16 protein-coding genes are annotated in these 17,667 nt (G+C 58.4%); 12 read left to right on the top strand and 4 right to left on the bottom strand.

The features are described from left to right. Nucleotides 1–95: 95 nt before the first annotated feature. From malZ to ACMWKK_RS10270, 3 genes are all read left to right on the top strand, one after another. Nucleotides 96–1,913, top strand: coding sequence for a maltodextrin glucosidase (gene malZ / locus ACMWKK_RS10280; protein WP_112781096.1), 1,818 nt, complete (start codon nt 96–98; stop codon nt 1,911–1,913). A 90-nt stretch (nt 1,914–2,003) separates the two neighbouring features. After that, nucleotides 2,004–4,619 carry a DUF2339 domain-containing protein gene (locus ACMWKK_RS10275; protein ID WP_112781097.1) on the top strand — a complete coding sequence of 872 codons (2,616 nt, stop codon included), beginning with the start codon at nt 2,004–2,006 and terminating at the stop codon, nt 4,617–4,619. Next, nucleotides 4,616–6,001, top strand: a complete 1,386-nt coding sequence (locus tag ACMWKK_RS10270) for a DUF3999 family protein (protein ID WP_112781098.1) — start codon at nt 4,616–4,618, stop codon at nt 5,999–6,001. Before ACMWKK_RS10275 ends, ACMWKK_RS10270 begins: the two co-directional genes overlap by 4 nt. Nucleotides 6,002–6,044: 43 nt before the next feature. Here ACMWKK_RS10270 and ACMWKK_RS10265 read toward each other — a convergent pair whose 3' ends face one another. Both ACMWKK_RS10265 and acpH read right to left on the bottom strand, forming a co-directional pair. Beyond that, nucleotides 6,045–6,647, bottom strand: a complete 603-nt coding sequence (locus ACMWKK_RS10265) for a peroxiredoxin (protein WP_008503347.1) — start codon at nt 6,645–6,647, stop codon at nt 6,045–6,047. A 127-nt stretch (nt 6,648–6,774) separates the two neighbouring features. After that, the gene (acpH, locus tag ACMWKK_RS10260; RefSeq protein ID WP_112781099.1) at nt 6,775–7,356 is read right to left on the bottom strand and encodes an ACP phosphodiesterase; all 582 of its coding nucleotides are present in this window, start codon (nt 7,354–7,356) and stop codon (nt 6,775–6,777) included. Nucleotides 7,357–7,448: 92 nt separating this feature from the next. On the opposite strand from acpH, the gene queA reads away from it, so the two are divergent. The 7 genes from queA to ACMWKK_RS10225 all read left to right on the top strand — a co-directional run bounded on the left by queA (nt 7,449) and on the right by ACMWKK_RS10225 (nt 14,113). After that, nucleotides 7,449–8,519: a tRNA preQ1(34) S-adenosylmethionine ribosyltransferase-isomerase QueA gene (gene queA / locus ACMWKK_RS10255; protein WP_045328322.1), complete on the top strand. Its 1,071-nt coding sequence runs from the start codon at nt 7,449–7,451 to the stop codon at nt 8,517–8,519. A 53-nt stretch (nt 8,520–8,572) separates the two neighbouring features. Further along, the gene (gene tgt, locus ACMWKK_RS10250; RefSeq protein WP_045328323.1) at nt 8,573–9,700 is read left to right on the top strand and encodes a tRNA guanosine(34) transglycosylase Tgt; all 1,128 of its coding nucleotides are present in this window, start codon (nt 8,573–8,575) and stop codon (nt 9,698–9,700) included. 22 nt (nt 9,701–9,722) lie between these two features. Next, nucleotides 9,723–10,055 carry a preprotein translocase subunit YajC gene (gene yajC, locus ACMWKK_RS10245; protein WP_003859109.1) on the top strand — a complete coding sequence of 111 codons (333 nt, stop codon included), beginning with the start codon at nt 9,723–9,725 and terminating at the stop codon, nt 10,053–10,055. A gap of 27 nt (nt 10,056–10,082) precedes the next feature. Further along, nucleotides 10,083–11,930: a protein translocase subunit SecD gene (gene secD / locus ACMWKK_RS10240; protein WP_072001190.1), complete on the top strand. Its 1,848-nt coding sequence runs from the start codon at nt 10,083–10,085 to the stop codon at nt 11,928–11,930. 10 nt (nt 11,931–11,940) lie between these two features. Next, nucleotides 11,941–12,912: a protein translocase subunit SecF gene (secF, locus tag ACMWKK_RS10235; protein WP_024906803.1), complete on the top strand. Its 972-nt coding sequence runs from the start codon at nt 11,941–11,943 to the stop codon at nt 12,910–12,912. Between the two features lie 140 nt (nt 12,913–13,052). Further along, the gene (locus ACMWKK_RS10230; RefSeq protein WP_045328325.1) at nt 13,053–13,418 is read left to right on the top strand and encodes a VOC family protein; all 366 of its coding nucleotides are present in this window, start codon (nt 13,053–13,055) and stop codon (nt 13,416–13,418) included. A gap of 14 nt (nt 13,419–13,432) precedes the next feature. After that, entirely contained in the window at nt 13,433–14,113 is a 681-nt protein-coding gene (locus ACMWKK_RS10225) for a helix-turn-helix transcriptional regulator (protein WP_112781100.1), read from the top strand. Nucleotides 14,114–14,209: 96 nt separating this feature from the next. Here the strand turns inward: ACMWKK_RS10225 and ACMWKK_RS10220 are convergent, their stop codons facing one another. Beyond that, complete coding sequence (locus ACMWKK_RS10220) at nt 14,210–15,094, bottom strand: nucleoside-specific channel-forming protein Tsx (RefSeq protein ID WP_045328464.1); 885 nt, start codon at nt 15,092–15,094, stop codon at nt 14,210–14,212. A 267-nt stretch (nt 15,095–15,361) separates the two neighbouring features. Then, complete coding sequence (locus ACMWKK_RS10215) at nt 15,362–15,901, bottom strand: DUF3251 domain-containing protein (protein WP_112781152.1); 540 nt, start codon at nt 15,899–15,901, stop codon at nt 15,362–15,364. Between the two features lie 152 nt (nt 15,902–16,053). Here ACMWKK_RS10215 and nrdR point away from each other — a divergent pair, with 152 nt between their 5' ends. Further along, complete coding sequence (nrdR, locus tag ACMWKK_RS10210) at nt 16,054–16,503, top strand: transcriptional regulator NrdR (RefSeq protein ID WP_008503337.1); 450 nt, start codon at nt 16,054–16,056, stop codon at nt 16,501–16,503. Nucleotides 16,504–16,507: 4 nt separating this feature from the next. Next, nucleotides 16,508–17,611: a bifunctional diaminohydroxyphosphoribosylaminopyrimidine deaminase/5-amino-6-(5-phosphoribosylamino)uracil reductase RibD gene (ribD, locus tag ACMWKK_RS10205; RefSeq protein ID WP_112781101.1), complete on the top strand. Its 1,104-nt coding sequence runs from the start codon at nt 16,508–16,510 to the stop codon at nt 17,609–17,611. Nucleotides 17,612–17,667: the final 56 nt, after the last annotated feature.

Genomic DNA, 17,667 nt, shown 5'->3' with positions numbered 1-17,667 from the left:
CCTCCGTTCTCCTCCCCCAATAATCCCGAACACGATGAGCTATCCTTAACCACCCTGTGGCAAGGTGACGTCAATTTCATCAAAGGGGATTCGTGATGTTAAACGCCTGGCACCTTCCGGTTGCCCCATTTGTTAAGCAAAACAAAGACAACCTTGTGATTACGCTCTGGCTGGCGGGAGAAAATCAGCCTGAACGCGTGACGCTCCGCGCCGAAGTGGATAACGAAGAAACGTCGCTGAAAATGCACAAGCAGCGCAGCCAGCCGCAGCCGGGGATTACGGCGTGGCGGGCGAATATCGACCTGAACAGCGGACAGCCTCGCCGCCGCTATAGCTTTAAGCTGCTGTGGAATAACCGCCAGCTGTGGTTTACCCCCCAGGGGTTTAGCCGTTTCCCGCCCGCCCGGCTGGAGCAGTTCGCGGTAGATTACCCGGATAACGGCCCGCACTGGGTTAACGATCAGGTCTTTTACCAGATTTTCCCGGACCGTTTTGCGCGCAGCGAAAAGCGTACTGCCGACCAGGATAAGGTCTATCACCACCACGCTGCCGGTCATGACATCATTCTGAAAGCGTGGGATGAGCCGCTGACCGCCCAGGCGGGGGGATCGACCTTCTACGGCGGCGACCTCGACGGCATCAGCGAAAAGCTGCCGTACCTGAAAAAACTCGGCGTGACGGCCCTGTATCTCAACCCGGTGTTTAAAGCCCCGAGCGTGCACAAATACGATACCGAAGATTATCGCCACGTTGACGCGCAGTTTGGCGGCGACGAGGCGCTGCTGCGCCTGCGTAAGAACACCCAAAAAGAAGGCATGCGCCTCATTCTGGACGGTGTATTCAACCACAGCGGCGATTCGCACGCCTGGTTTGACCGGCATAACCAGTCGATGGGCGGGGCGTGCCATAACCCGGACTCGCCGCAGCGCGACTGGTACAGCTTTAACGAGGAGGGGCGCGCGCTGGACTGGCTGGGCTACGCGAGCCTGCCGAAGCTGGATTTCCAGTCATCAACGCTTGTGAATGAAATCTACGGCGGCGAGGACAGCATCGTCCGCCACTGGCTGAAGGCACCGTGGAATATGGACGGCTGGCGTCTGGACGTGGTGCATATGCTCGGCGAGGCGGGCGGGGCGCGCAATAATCTTCAGCACGTCGCCGGGATTACGCGCTCGGCGAAGGCGGCCCGGCCGGAGGCGTTCGTCTTTGGCGAGCACTTTGGCGACGCGCGGCAGTGGCTGCAGAATGATGCGGAAGATGCGGCGATGAACTATCGCGGCTTTACCTTCCCGCTGTGGGGGTTCCTCGCCAACACCGATATCTCCTACGATCCGAATCATATCGACGCGGAAACCTGCATGGCGTGGATGGAGAACTACCGCGCCGGCCTGTCGCATCAGCAGCAGCTGCGGATGTTTAACCAGCTCGATAGCCACGATACCGCGCGCTTTAAGTCCCTGCTCGGCAAGGACGTGGCGCGTCTGCCGCTCGCAGTGACCTGGCTTTTCACCTGGCCGGGCGTGCCGTGCATCTATTACGGCGACGAAGTGGGGCTGGACGGCAACAACGATCCGTTCTGCCGCAAAACCTTCCCGTGGGAGCCCGAGAAACAGGACAAGGTGCTGTTCAGCCTGTATCAGCGGCTGGCGAAGCTGCGTAAGCAGAGTCTCGCCCTGCGCTATGGCGGCTGTCAGGTGGTGTACGCCCACGATAACGTGGTGGTGTTTGCCCGCGTCTATAACCAGCAGCGCGTGCTGGTGGCGATCAACCGGGGCGAAGCCTGCGAAGTGGTGCTGGATGATTCTCCGCTGCTGAAGGTGGCCATGTGGAAGAATAAAGAGGGCAAGGCGACGATACAGGACGGCGTGCTGGCGCTGCCGGCGATATCCGCGACGATCTGGCTCGGTAGCTAACGCGCCCGCGAATGTTTCCACCTTTTAAGATGGCGCAAATGCAACGATTTGTGTCAATCTTAACGGATCGTTTACGGTGAAGGTGGAAACATGGACGAGCTTTACATCCTTGGCTGTTTATTCCTGGTTTTTGCGCTGGGGGTTGCGCCCGTGCTGGCGGTTATCGGCTTTAACCGAAGCACGGCAGCGCGGCAGGAGATTGCCCGGCTGCGCCAGCGCATTGAGGCGCTTGAGCAGCGCGGCGTGGCTGATAATCCGCCGGAACCGGTGCAGACCGCCGCGCCGGATAGCGTGACCGCGCCGGTGGTCGAGGATGCGCCCGCGCCTGTCGACCCCTGGCGTCCCGATACTCCCGCTGCCGTGGCAGAACCGGCCCCGGCCCCGGTGCCTGCGGCAAAACAGCCTTCTGCCTTTGGCGGCATCCTGACGTCGCTGGCGCGCTGGTTTATGCAGGGTAACCCGCTGGCGAAGCTGGGGATCCTGCTGCTCTTCCTTGGCCTCTCTTTCCTGCTGCGCTATACCGTTGAACATTCCCTGTTCCCGCTTGAGCTGCGCCTCGTGGCAGCGGCGCTGTTTGCCATCGTTCTGCTGGCTGTCGGGTGGCGGCTGCGGCACAGGCAGCGCGTCTATGCCCTGATCCTCCAGGGCGGGGCGACCGGCGTGCTCTACCTGACGGTGTTTGGCGCCTTCCGGCTCTGGCAGATGCTGCCGATGACGCTGGCCTTTGCGCTGCTGGTGGTGATTTGCGCGGCGAGCGTCGGGCTGGCGGTGCTGCAGAAGGCGCTGAGCCTTGCCATGCTGGCGAGCCTCGGCGGGTATCTTGCGCCGCTGCTCTTGTCTACCGGGGGCGGCAGCTTCGTGGCGCTGTTCTCTTTCTATCTCCTGCTGTCCATCGGCATTCTCGCTATCAGCATCTGGCAGCACTGGCGCGAGCTAAACCTGCTCGGGCTGCTGTTTACGTTCGGCGTGGGCGGCCTGTGGGGGCTGAATGACTACCAGCCGGAAGACTATTGGGTCTGCCAGCTGTTCCTGATTGCCAATACGCTGATATTCGGCGTGCTGAGCGTGGCGCTGTCGCTGCGGGCGCAGGAGAAAGGGAAGCAGATTATTGACGGCGTGCTGCTGTTTGCCCCGCCGCTGATCGGCTTCGGGATGCAGTACGGCATGACCCGGCACTGGGAATATGGCCCCGCGCTGAGCGCGCTGGGATATGGAGCATTTTATCTTACCCTCGCATTCCTTGCGCTGCGGCGCTACCCCTCCATCGGGCGACCGCTGGTCCTGGCGGCGCTGGCCATCGGCGGCGGGTTCGCGACCCTCGCCATTCCGCTGGCGCTGTCGGCGCGCTGGACGGCGATGGCGTGGGCGCTGGAAGGGCTGGGTATCCTCTGGCTCGGCGTGCAGCAGCACCAGCGTCGCATGAGCTATAGCGGGACGGCGCTGCTGGTGCTGGCGCTCGGCAGCGCGCTGTGGGCGCAAACGAGCGGCGTGACGTCGCTGAGCTTGCTGCTGATCTTCGCCATCCTCAGCCTTTGCTGGCTGGCCGCGGCCTGGCTGTGGCGGGCTCTCTTCCTGCCGGTCAGCCGGGTGCTGCTGGCGGGCGGTCTGCTGTTCTGGCTCGTGGCACTGCTCGGCGCGTCGCAGCTGGCACTGACGAAACAATTACCGATTCTGGCGGGCGTGCTGGCGCTGACGGCGGCGTCGGTTTGGGGCTGGCGGCAGGTGGCCGCGCGTCTGGCGTGGCGAGAGCTGGATGCCAGCAAATGGCTGCTGTGGCCGGTTATGCTGCTGATGGTGGGGTATCAGATCTGGCATCAGCAGATCGTTGCCGCCGGCTGGTCAAACCTGGCCTGGTGCGTTGCGCTTCCCGCCGCGCTGATGCTGCTGCGGCGCGACGATGAAAGACTCCTGCCGCGCATCGCGATGGGGCTGCATCTGTCGCTGTTCTGGATGATTTTACTGGCGCTGGCCGCCGAGCTTTACTGGTTTGCCCGGTCGCTGCCGTGGGGCATGGCAGCGTGGGGCAGCGGATTAGCAATGGCCGCAGGCGGCGGGATAATTATGGCGCTTTCTGCTGCGGTACGCCGTCGCGGATGGCCGTTCCGGGAGTGGCCTGCGCTCTACGCCTGCCTGGCACCGATCCCCGTGGTCGTGGCGCTGCTGGCATTGCTGGTGGTGACCAATTTCCAGGACGGCGTGATCTATCGCCAGACCTGGCTGCCGCTGGTGAACCCGCTGGAGGAAGGCGCCGCGTTCGCGCTGCTGGGGCTGGTGGTCTTTTATCGGGCGGTGGATCGCTACTACCCGACGTGGCTTGCGCAGGCGCGCCCGTGGCCAGCCGTCGCGCTTATGGCGTTTGGCTTCTGGTGGCTGAACGGTGCGCTGATGCGCGCCCTGGCCTGGTACGGCGACGTGGCCTGGAATATGGCATCGCTGTGGGATTCGCGTCTCGTGCAGACCAGCTTTGCCCTGTTCTGGATGCTGAGCGCGCTGGTGGTGATGATCCATGCCACCCGGCGGGCCTCCCGGCAGGAGTGGCTCTGCGGTGCCGCGCTGCTCGGCGTGGTGATGGTTAAACTGATGCTGGTGGACAGCGCGGGCGGAGGCGGTCTGGCGCGCGCGGTGGCGTTTATCGGCGTGGCGATACTGGTTCTGATCGTGGGCTATTTCTCACCGCTGCCGCCCAAAACAGGAGATGAAAAATGAAATGGATGAAAGCGGTAGCGTGTACCGCGCTGCTGGCGCTTTCCGGCCCGGCGCTCTGTGACGAGGTACCCGCGGAATCGCCCCGGGACTATGCCTTTGGGCGTTCACTGGATACGTCTGCTCCTTCCCAGTGGTATCGGGTGATGCTGCCGCTCGCCGTCTATGCGCAAAGCACGTCACCGGATCTGCATGACGTTCGCGTCTTTAACCAGTCGGGCGAGCCGGTCCCCTTTAGCCTGATCGCCGCGACGCGCCCGCAGGCGTCAGTGCAATCCACGGCGCTGCGCCTCTTTCCGCTGGACGCCTCGCCGCTTGCGCCTGCCTCCGACGCCGGAGATAGCGATAAGATCCTGCTTCGTTCCCGAGACGGCGTGGAGATCGTGCTGCAGGGGCAAAAAGCCGCGGCAGCCGGGCAACATTATCTGCTGACCTTGCCGGAGCAGGCGTCGGGTGAGCTGGCCATATCCCAGCTGCAGCTTCTCTGGAATACCCCTCAGTCGTCATGGCAGGGAACGGCGTCGGTCTATTACAGCGAAGATCTTAAGCGCTGGTATACCCTGGGCGAGGAGATGCCGCTGCTGGACGTCGCCAGCGGTCAGGATCGCCTTAAGCTCGATCGAATCGACACCGAGACGGTTTTATCTCCCGACGCGAATCGCTATCTCATGGTGGTGCTGAATGCGCAGAGCCAGGGGATAACCCTGACCGGCGTGAACGCCATCAGCGCAGCTGCGCAGGCGGACCCGGAAGAGATCGGCCTCGAGGGGGAAGGGGAGCCGCTGTCGGCAAGCGAAGCGCAGTGGCGCTGGGCGCGTCCGCAGCCGCTGCATGCGGTCAGTATCTCGCTGAACGGCGAGGGCGTTCTTCCGGTTGAGATCGCGTGGCGGAGCTCGGAAAAGGACGCGTGGCACTCCCTGAAAAAAGAGGTGATTTACCGTCTTGAGGGGAAAACGTCCGGACCGGTTTCGCTGAGCGGGGGCCTGGTGCAGGCCGTGAAAATCACGACGCTGAATGCGCGGCTGCCAGAATACCTGCCGAGCGTTACGGGACATCGCGACCGCTACGACCTGGTGTTCAACGCGCAGGGGAAAGCGCCCTACGTGCTGGCGTGGGGAAACGGGGCGGCAAAACCTGCAAAGGTGGAGCCTGACATGCTGATCCCCGCCGACCTGCGCAAAACCTATGATATGGCGAATCTGCCGCAGGCCGACGTTGTGGATGATGTCGCGCTAGGCGGCGAGGCGCGTCTGACCGCCACCTCTGCGGCCGATCGGGAGAGCAGGTTGAACACCCTGCTGGTGTGGGGCGTGCTGATTGCGGGCGTAATTCTGCTGGCGGGCATGGCGTGGCGCATCTGGCGTGAGACGCAGCGTAAGGCATAAAAAAAGGCCCGCACGTGCGGGCCTTCTTCGTAAACCGTGCCGATTACAGGCTGGATACGTTCTCAGACAGGTATTTAGCCACGCCGTCTGGGGAAGCAGCCATACCTTCTTTACCTTTTTCCCACTGAGCCGGGCACACTTCGCCGTGCTCTTCGTGGAACTGCAGCGCGTCAACCATGCGCAGCATTTCGTCGATGTTACGACCCAGCGGCAGATCGTTCACAACCTGGTGACGAACGATGCCGTTTGCGTCGATCAGGAAGGAACCGCGCAGCGCAACGCCAGCGTCCGGATGTTCGATACCGTAAGCCTGCTGGATTTCGCGTTTGATGTCCGCAACCATTGCGTATTTCACCGCACCGATGCCGCCTTTGTCGACAGGGGTGTTACGCCATGCGTTGTGTACAAACTCAGAGTCGAAGGAGACGCCAACCACTTCCACGCCACGCTTCTGGAATTCTTCATAACGTTTGTCGAACGCGATCAGCTCAGACGGGCAAACGAAAGTGAAGTCCATTGGCCAGAAGAACAGAACGGTCGCTTTACCGTTGGTGTGCTGTTTGAAGTTGAAGTTTTCAACGATTTCACCGTTGCCCAGAACTGCTGCAGCCGTAAAATCCGGAGCCGGACGAGTTACCAGAACCATATGATTCTCCTGTAGATACTAAGGTTATTTGGAACGCAACGCCGCCCAGTATAGAGAGTGTTCGTTGAGAAGACAAAGAGGCGCTGACAATCGTTCAACAAGCTTTCGCCTATCAAGGTGCATTCAGTCAGAGCTGTTTGTTTTTCGCCTGCGCCATCATGCGGGGATAGAACTGCCAGAAGCGGGTTTCCAGCGCATCGTAATGTTCGTCCAGGTCATACCAGGAGTCGCGCAGCGCCTCAAGCCGTGGTCGACGGCTTGCCATCCCGTTCAGCACGTTCTGGATGAAGTCCATCTCGCGATAGCGCTCCAGCCAGCGTTCCGACCACAGATAGTTGTTCAGATTCACAAAGCGCGGCGGCGAGTCGGGCAGAATGATCGACACCTGCGCATGGGCGTAGCGCACAAACTCTGGCAACGGTAGCGACGGCGAGAGCTGTTCCCAATGGCGCGACAGAAAGTGGTCCCACATCACATCCAGCGTGATCGGCGCAACGCGGCGCGTCTCAGGGCGGAACCACGCTTTGGCTTCCGTCACTTCCGGCAGCTTATCCGTCAGCACGTCGATGCGGCGATGCATAAAAATGCCTTCAACGACCTCAGGGGCGTACTCTTCAGCGGGGTTGCCACGTACGAAATCGGCCAGCAAATTGCCCGAGAGGGAGCTGTCAGCGAGGTGCGCGAGATGCAGGTGAGCGAGAAAATTCATGCGTTTTATTTGTCCGGGGGTGGCTAGTTGTTGCAGCAAAAGGGTGTGAGCACTAGACTATGCCGCCTGTTTTTAAGTCACGAGTATACGTCATGCGCGTCGCCGATTTCTCCTTTGAACTACCTGAATCCCTGATTGCTCACTATCCCATGCCTGAGCGCAGCAGCTGTCGTTTACTGTCACTGGATGGGCCGACGGGCGAGCTGACGCACGGTACTTTCACCGATTTGCTCGACAAGCTCAACCCCGGCGATCTGCTGGTCTTTAACAATACCCGCGTGATCCCGGCGCGCCTGTTTGGCCGCAAGGCCAGCGGCGGCAAGATTGAAGTGCTGGTCGAACGTATGCTCGATGATAAACGTATTCTGGCACATATTCGCGCCTCCAAGGCGCCGAAGCCGGGCGCGGAGCTGCTGCTGGGCGATGATGAGAGCATCAAGGCGACCATGACCGCGCGCCACGACGCGCTGTTCGAGGTGGAATTCAACGACGAACGCACGGTGCTCGATATCCTGAACGCCATCGGCCACATGCCGCTGCCGCCGTATATTGAGCGTCCGGACGAAGAGGCCGACCGCGAGCTGTACCAGACCGTCTACAGCCAGAAGCCTGGCGCGGTCGCGGCCCCAACGGCGGGCCTGCACTTTGATGAGCCGCTGCTGGAAAAACTGCGCGCGAAGGGCGTGGAGATGGCGTTCGTGACGCTGCACGTCGGCGCGGGCACCTTCCAGCCTGTGCGCGTCGACAGCATTGAAGATCACATCATGCACTCCGAGTATGCCGAAGTGCCTCAGGACGTCGTGGACGCGGTGCTGGCGGCGAAAGCGCGCGGAAGCCGCGTGGTGGCGGTCGGTACGACCTCGGTGCGTTCACTCGAGAGCGCCGCGCAGGCGGCGAAGAACGGGCTTATCGAGCCGTTCTTTGGCGATACGCAGATCTTTATCTACCCAGGCTATCAGTACAAAGTCATTGACGCGCTGGTGACCAACTTCCATCTGCCTGAATCGACGCTGATTATGCTGGTCTCGGCATTTGCCGGTTATCAGCACACCATGGCGGCCTACAAGTCTGCGGTAGAACAAAAATATCGCTTTTTTAGCTACGGGGACGCGATGTTTATCACGTACAATCCGCTGGCTTTGAATGAGCGTGTCGGGGAATAAGTCCGCGGCACCGTGTTACAACGTTGGACTGTTTTTCTGACGTCGGAGAAAAAATGAAATTTGAACTCGATACCACCGACGGTCGCGCGCGTCGCGGTCGCCTGGTGTTTGATCGCGGCGTGGTGGAAACCCCCGCGTTTATGCCTGTGGGCACCTACGGCACCGTAAAAGGGATGACGCCGGAAGAAGTGGAAGCCACGGGCGCACAGATTATCCTCGGCAACACCTTCCACCTGTGGCTGCGTCCGGGCCAGGAGATCATGAAGCTCCACGGCGACCTGCATGACTTCATGCAATGGAAAGGCCCGATCCTGACCGACTCCGGCGGCTTCCAGGTCTTCAGCCTGGGCGATATCCGTAAGATCACCGAGCAGGGCGTACACTTCCGTAACCCGATCAACGGCGATCCGATTTTCCTCGATCCTGAAAAATCGATGGAGATTCAGTACGATCTCGGCTCTGACATCGTGATGATCTTCGACGAATGTACGCCGTATCCGGCCGACTGGGATTACGCAAAACGCTCCATGGAGATGTCTCTGCGCTGGGCGAAGCGTAGCCGCGACCGTTTTGACTCTCTGCAGAACAAAAATGCGCTCTTCGGCATTATCCAGGGCAGCGTTTACGAAGATTTACGCGATATCTCCGTTAAAGGTCTGGTAGAGATAGGTTTTGATGGCTACGCTGTCGGCGGTTTGGCTGTGGGTGAGCCGAAGGAAGACATGCACCGCATTCTGGAGCACGTCTGCCCGCAAATCCCGGCGGATAAACCACGATACCTGATGGGCGTGGGTAAACCAGAAGATCTGGTTGAAGGCGTACGCCGCGGCATTGATATGTTCGACTGCGTCATGCCAACCCGCAACGCGCGTAACGGCCATTTGTTCGTTACCGATGGCGTGGTGAAAATCCGTAACGCGAAGCATAAGAGTGACACCAGCCCGCTCGATTCCGAGTGCGATTGCTATACCTGTCGCAATTATTCTCGCGCGTATCTGCATCATCTCGATCGTTGCAACGAGATTTTGGGCGCGCGTCTCAATACCATTCATAATCTTCGTTATTATCAGCGCTTAATGGCTGGTTTACGTAAGGCTATCGAAGAGGGTAAATTAGAGAGCTTCGTGACCGATTTCTACCAACGTCAGGGGCGGGAAGTCCCACCGTTGAACGTTGATTAATTTTAATAATGAGGGAATTTGAATGAGCTTTTTTATTTCTGATGCGGTAGCGGCAACAGGTGCTCCAGCGCAGGGCAGCCCGATGTCTCTGATTCTGATGCTGGTTGTGTTCGGTCTGATCTTCTACTTCATGATCCTGCGTCCACAGCAGAAGCGCACCAAAGAGCACAAAAACCTGATGAACTCCATTGCGAAAGGCGATGAAGTGCTGACTAACGGTGGTCTGGTGGGTCGCGTAACCAAAGTGGCTGAAAACGGCTACATTGCGATCGCCCTGAACGACACCACTGAAGTGGTTATCAAACGTGACTTCGTAGCTGCCGTTCTGCCGAAAGGCACCATGAAGGCGCTGTAATCCCAACTTTTCCCAAAGGGAACTGCCGTGTTAAACCGTTATCCTTTGTGGAAGTACATCATGCTGGTCGTCGTGATTCTCGTCGGCCTGCTGTACGCACTTCCCAACCTGTATGGTGAGGATCCGGCCGTTCAAATCACTGGCGCGCGCGGTGTCGCCGCCAGTGAGCAAACGCTGATCCAGGTCCAGAAAACGTTACAAGAAGAAAAAATTACCGCTAAGTCTGTGGCTCTGGAAGAGGGTGCAATTCTTGCTCGCTTCGACACCACCGACACGCAGCTTCGCGCACGTGAAGCGCTGATGGGCGTGCTGGGTGATAAATACGTCGTGGCGCTTAACCTTGCCCCTGCAACCCCGCGCTGGCTGGCTGCGATGAACGCAGAGCCAATGAAGCTCGGTCTTGACCTGCGTGGTGGCGTTCACTTCCTGATGGAAGTGGATATGGATACCGCGCTCGGCAAGCTGCAGGAACAGAATATCGACAGCCTGCGCAGCGATCTGCGTGAAAAAGGCATCGCTTACACCACCGTGCGTAAAGAAGATAACTACGGCATGAGCATCACGTTCCGCGACAGCGCGGCGCGCGATCAGGCTGTAGATTACCTGACCCAACGTCACCGTGACCTGGTGATCACTTCGCAGGGCAGCAACCAGCTGCGCGCGGTGATGACCGATGCGCGCCTGAAAGAAGCGCGTGAATATGCCGTTCAGCAGAACATCAACATTCTGCGTAACCGTGTAAACCAGCTGGGTGTGGCTGAGCCGCTGGTACAGCGTCAGGGTGCTGACCGTATCGTGGTTGAACTGCCGGGTATCCAGGATACCGCGCGTGCGAAAGAGATTCTGGGCGCCACCGCCACGCTGGAATTCCGTCTGGTCAATTCCAACGTCGATCAGTCCGCTGCCGCAGCAGGCCGTATTCCGGGTGACTCCGAAGTGAAACAGACCCGCGAAGGTCAGCCAGTGGTGCTGTACAAACGCGTGATTCTGACCGGTGACCACATCACCGACTCCACGTCGAGCCAGGACGAATACAACCAGCCGCAGGTTAACATCTCGCTCGATAGCGCGGGTGGTAACATCATGTCTAACTTCACCAAGGACAACATCGGCAAGCCGATGGCGACCCTGTTCGTGGAGTACAAAGACAGCGGTAAGAAAGATGCAAACGGTCGTGCGGTGCTGGTGAAAGAGGAAGAGGTGATTAACATCGCCAACATCCAGTCTCGTCTGGGTAACAGCTTCCGTATTACCGGTATTAGCAACCCGAACGAAGCGCGCCAGCTCTCTCTGCTGCTGCGTGCCGGTGCGCTGATTGCGCCGATTCAGATTGTTGAAGAACGCACCATTGGTCCAACGCTGGGTATGCAGAACATCCAGCAGGGTCTGGAAGCGTGTCTGGCCGGTCTGGTGGTCTCTATCCTCTTCATGATCTTCTTCTATAAGAAGTTTGGTCTGATTGCGACCTCCGCGCTGATCGCCAACCTGGTGCTGATTATCGGCATCATGTCCCTGCTGCCGGGGGCGACGCTGACCATGCCGGGTATTGCGGGTATCGTTCTGACCCTTGCGGTGGCGGTCGACGCCAACGTACTGATTAACGAACGTATTAAAGAAGAGTTGAGCAACGGTCGCTCTGTTCAGCAGGCGATTGACGAAGGCTATAAAGGCGCGTTCAGCTCTATCTTCGATGCGAACGTAACAACACTGATTAAGGTTCTTATCCTGTATGCAGTGGGTACTGGCGCGATCAAAGGCTTTGCGATTACAACCGGTATCGGTGTCGCAACGTCAATGTTTACCGCTATTGTCGGCACCCGTGCCATCGTGAACCTGCTGTACGGCGGCAAGCGCGTCAAAAAGCTGTCTATCTGAGGAGTGCGTTGTGGCACAGGAATATACTGTTGAACAATTGAACCACGGCCGTAAAGTCTGGGACTTTATGCGCTGGGACTACTGGGCCTTCGGCATTTCAGGTTTTCTGCTGATTCTGTCCATCGTCATTATGGGCGTGAAGGGCTTTAACTGGGGTCTCGATTTCACCGGTGGTACGGTCATCGAGATCTCCCTGGAAAAACCGGTCGATATGGACCAGATGCGTCTGTCTCTGCAGAAAGCGGGCTTTGAAGAGCCGCTGCTGCAGAACTTCGGCAGCAGCCGCGACATCATGGTGCGTATGCCGCCGGTGCACGATGCCAACGGCAGCCAGGAGCTAGGCAGCAAGGTTGTGAGCGTGATTAACGAAACAACCAGCCAGAACGCGGCGGTTAAGCGTATCGAGTTCGTCGGCCCGAGCGTGGGTGCTGACCTGGCGCAGACCGGCGCGATGGCGCTGCTGGTGGCGCTGATCTCCATCCTGGTGTACGTCGGTTTCCGCTTTGAGTGGCGACTGGCGGCCGGTGTGGTTATCGCCCTGGCGCACGACGTGGTCATCACCATGGGCATACTGTCGCTGTTCCACATTGAGATTGACCTGACGATTGTGGCATCCCTGATGTCCGTTATCGGTTACTCACTGAACGACAGCATCGTGGTATCTGACCGTATTCGTGAAAACTTCCGTAAGATCCGTCGCGGTACGCCGTACGAAATCTTTAACGTGTCGTTGACCCAGACGCTGCACCGTACCTTGATCACATCCGGGACTACCCTGATGGTGATCCTGATGCTGTTCCTCTTCGGTGGTCCGGTACTGGAAGGCTTCTCGCTGACCATGTTGATTGGTGTCACCATCGGTACGGCGTCGTCTATCTACGTTGCGTCCGCGCTGGCGCTGAAACTCGGCATGAAGCGCGAGCACCTGCTCCAGCAGAAAGTCGAGAAAGAAGGGGCGGATCAGCCGTCCATTCTGCCGTAAGGCGATGTTTAGCGTTATCGAAATCCCGGTCGGTTGACCGGGATTTTTTTTATCTGCTCCTGACAAACACTCCTGACAGTATGCTGTCAGGAGCCCTGGCGTAGACTCCTTCTGAACCCAAACAACAGGCAGGAGGATGTATGAAAAGCGTCATTAACTGGTTTGAAATCCCGGTATCGGATATGGATCGCGCCGTTAAATTTTATGAACCGGTGATGCAGCTCGCGCTGCGTCGCGAGAAAATGGACTGCGCGGAGCTGGCGGTTTTCCCGCATGAGGATCCCGCCACCGGCGGCGCACTGGCAAAATTTGACGGCGTTACACCGTCTTTGCAGGGCGCTATTATTTACCTGCATACTGACAATCTGGCGGCCACGCTCGATCGCATTGCCTCTGCGGGCGGCGAGTGCGTGTTTGGCCCGCTGGAACTGCCGCATGGCATTGGCACTATCGCATTGTTTACCGACAGCGAGGGCAACCGCGTCGGCCTCCATCAACCTGCCTGAGAGCGGAATAAGAGATGACCCGACGCGCTGACCGTTTGTTTCAGATTGTGCAGATCCTGCGGGGCAGGCGTCTGACAACGGCAGCGCATCTGGCGGAGCGGCTTGGCGTGTCCGAGCGCACGGTCTACCGCGATATCCGCGACCTGTCGCTTTCCGGCGTGCCGGTGGAAGGTGAGGCGGGAAGCGGATACCGGCTGATGTCGGGCTTTGACCTGCCGCCGCTGATGCTGACAAATAAGGAGTCAGAGGCGCTGATCGTCGCGATCCGCCTGCTTAAAACCTGGGGTGGGGAATCGCTGTCGCGCGAGCTTGAATCGGCCCAGGAGAAGGTGCTGGCTATTCTCCCCGACGAGAGTCGTCGAAAGGCGGAGCAGACGCGGATCTACGCCCCGGATTTTGGCATGCAAAGCCACTCCCGCTGCGATTTTGACAGGATCCATCAGGCGATCTCTGCCCAGCGCGTGCTGGCGCTACATTACCGTGACGAAGCCGGACAGCTTTCTAAACGAGAGGTTCAGCCGCTGGGGCTGTTCTTCTGGGGAGAGCGCTGGCTGCTGGCGGCGTGGTGTGAGCGGCGCGATGACTATCGCTGTTTCCGGCTCGACCGGTGCCTCAATATTGCGCAGACGGAGAGAAGGTTCAGCGAGAGTGCGGACAGGTCACTGGCCGATTTTTTGCGCAAGGTGAGGCAGTAAAAAGCCGGGTGGCGGCTACGCCTTACCCGGCCTACATTCGGATCGTATTTTGTAGGCCGGGTAAGGCGTAGCCGCCACCCGGCACCAACCACAAGGTTAGAAGTTATAACCCACGACCAGGTAACCACCCCAGCCGGTAGAACGAACGCTAAAATCGCCGTTGCCGAAGTTCAGGCTGGCGTCGTCGTTCCACTGGCCGCCGTTGTGCCAGTAACGCGCCACAACAGAGTAGTGCCAGTGATCGTAGTTCAGCGCCAGAATATGGCTGGAGGCGATGGAGTTATTGGTACGCGCTTTTCTACCGTTCAGGTCACGGAAGTCGTTGTCGCCCAGGTCTGAACCCCAGTCAAAGTTGGTGAAGCCGATATAGCTCAGGTTACCGCCCCACAGCTGGGTAATTGGCACAAAGTATTTCACCTTGAAACGGTAGCCATCCCACTCGTTTTCGTTCGCGGCACCGTAGTTCTGCCACTGATATTTCGCGTAGACGTTCATAGACAGGCTCATTGGCAGGCCAGTGTCGATGTCCGTACCCAGACCCATATACCAGGTGCTCTGGCGACCGGACTTGTTGCGGCCCATGTCGTAGATGTAGTTGTTCGCGAAGTACCACTCTTTGAACGGACCAAACGCCAGGCTGGTACCGGTCAGTTTATCAATAGAGAAGCGCGGCTCAATTTCCATGAACAGCGGGGAACCGTGGTTCCAGATACCTTTCGCATCGGTGTTACCGCCGAAGAAGACCGGCGCATCCATATAGCCGTAGAAATCAAACCAGTCTTTCTTGGCGAACGCTTCGTATTCCAGGTAGGTATCGTTGCGGATCTGCGGTCCGAAGCGCGTGTGGTAGCTGCCGACCACGTTAACGCTCTGGTGCCACCAGTCGGAGAGGTATTGTGGTTTGTCGTTTTCCGCTGCGTTAACAGTGAATGAGGAAGACAGTGCCAGCACGGCGCCAGCTGCGAGTAATGTTTTTTTCATAATCATGCCACTGATTGAAATTCCCTTCCGGGAGTGAAAAATGCGCAAATTGCGTTTCTAAATATTTCGTGTTTCTGCGGTGCCTATTATAGGAATCCCTGCTCACAAAAATATGTGTTGTTTCACATATCTCTCATACGCGTAATCGATTGCGTTCACGTTTGCGTACTTTAAACGGCCGGGATTGTAGCGGCAATCATTTATGTTGCCAATCCATACGAAATGTAAATGTTAGCGGAGTGACATTTCACTCCGCTTAAAGAGGGGTTACTGCGCGGCGGGCTGGATATCGTGAATGCGGATAAAACCTAACCGATCCGGAGTGAGGCCGTTAAGCTGCAGCGGAATGTCGACATCGCCTGGAGCCAGCACGCTGGCCGGTGCGGTGAACAGCTGGCTGTTAACATTCACCTCCTGATAATTCTCCGTGGTGCCCTGGATCTGGCCCCATTCGACGGTGCCGCTAAAGGCCGGGAGCGGATCGTTGGATTCACCCTGAATGCGTAATGTTGCGCGAGTACCATCTGCATTCGCCGCCACATTCACCAGAGACATTTTTAGCGTGCCAATCTGGCTGTTGAGGCGCGCAGGCGTATTCGCGCCCGGCAGCAGGTAAACCCCGCTGCTGGATTTGGCGTTTAGCGCGTTTTGCTGGGTGATCTTCACCGTTTCTTTGTTCAGCTTGTCCAGCGCCGTATTGAGCGTATTGACGCTCTGTTTCATCTGGCGGACTTCGGTTTGCTGTGCACAGGCGCTAAGGGTGAAGAGGCTCCCCACCAGCAAAATATTAAGGTAACGTCTTGTCATTGCGTTTAATTCCTTGAAATAACGGATCGCATTTAGGGTAGCCAGTATCAGCGCGTCAGACATAGATCCTTTGTCTCAAAAAGCTCTTCCTTTGTTGTCAGGCCAGATCAGGGTAAAATGAAAATCAGTTAACCGGATAACAGGGATACCGTATGCATTGCCCATTCTGCTCCGCTGTGGATACCAAAGTCATCGACTCTCGTCTCGTGGGCGAAGGGTCTTCCGTACGCCGTCGTCGACAGTGTCTGGTGTGCAACGAGCGTTTCACGACCTTTGAGGTTGCAGAGCTGGTAATGCCGCGCGTGGTAAAAAGTAACGATGTGCGCGAGCCGTTTAACGAAGAGAAACTGCGCAGCGGGATGCTGAAGGCTCTCGAAAAACGTCCCGTTAGCGCGGATGACGTTGAAATGGCGTTAAACCACATAAAATCTTACCTTCGTGGTTTGGGGGAACGTGAAGTGCCAAGCAAAATGATCGGCAACCTGGTGATGGAGCAGCTGAAAAAGCTCGATAAGGTTGCCTATATCCGCTTCGCCTCCGTCTACCGCAGCTTCGAAGACATCAAAGAGTTTGGCGAAGAGATCGCCCGCTTACAGGATTAAGCTCATGCAGGATGAGATTTACATGGCGCGAGCCATGAAGCTGGCGCAGCGCGGGCGTTTTACCACCCATCCCAACCCGAACGTGGGGTGCGTTATCGTCAAAGATGGCGAGATCGTGGGCGAGGGTTTCCACTACCGTGCTGGCGAGCCGCATGCTGAGGTTCATGCCTTGCGCATGGCCGGTGAGAAGGCGCGCGGCGCCACCGCCTACGTCACGCTGGAGCCCTGCAGCCACCACGGGCGTACGCCGCCGTGCTGTGAGGCGCTGATCGCGGCAGGAGTTTCACGCGTGGTCGCATCCATGCAGGATCCGAATCCGCAGGTGGCCGGACGCGGCCTGTATCGCCTGCAGCAGGAAGGCATTGACGTCAGCCACGGGCTGATGATGCAGGATGCCGAAGCAATCAACAAAGGCTTCCTGAAGCGCATGCGCACTGGGTTCCCGTATATCCAGCTCAAGCTGGGCGCCTCGCTGGACGGCCGCACGGCGATGGCAAACGGCGAAAGCCAGTGGATCACTTCGCCGCAGGCAAGGCGCGATGTGCAACGTCTGCGCGCGCAAAGCCATGCTATTCTCACCAGCAGTGAAACTGTTTTGGCTGACGATCCGGCCATGACCGTGCGCTGGGACGAGCTGAATGCCGAGACCCAGGCGCTTTACCCGCAGGAGAACCTGCGTCAGCCGCTGCGTATTGTCATTGACAGCCAGAACCGCGTGACGCCAGCGCACCGCATCGTCCAGCAGCCGGGGGAAACCTGGATTGCCCGCACCCGAGAAGATTCCCGCGAATGGCCGGAAGGCGTGCGCAGCATCATGGTGCCGGAGCATAACGGGCATCTGGATCTCGTGGTGCTGATGATGCTGCTCGGAAAGCAGCAGGTAAACAGTATCTGGGTGGAAGCGGGTCCAACGCTCGCCGGTGCGCTGTTGCAGGCCGGGCTGGTGGATGAACTGCTGGTATACGTTGCGCCTAAACTGTTAGGTCACGACGCGCGCGGGCTGTTTGTGCTGCCCGGACTTGAAAAGCTGGCCGACGCACCGCAACTCACATTCAGCGAGATTCGTCCGGTGGGTCCGGATGTCTGCCTCCACTTAACGACAGCGTAATTGCTCCCGAAATAGGGAAGCAGTACGCAAAGTATTATGATAAAATCCGCCCCCCT

Source organism: Enterobacter sp. 01-M-03-SI-ECC (assembly GCF_047530215.1).
GTDB lineage: Bacteria > Pseudomonadota > Gammaproteobacteria > Enterobacterales > Enterobacteriaceae > Enterobacter > Enterobacter chengduensis.
Note: the sequence above shows the minus strand (reverse complement) of the source record. Positions and strands in the feature narration are given on the sequence as shown.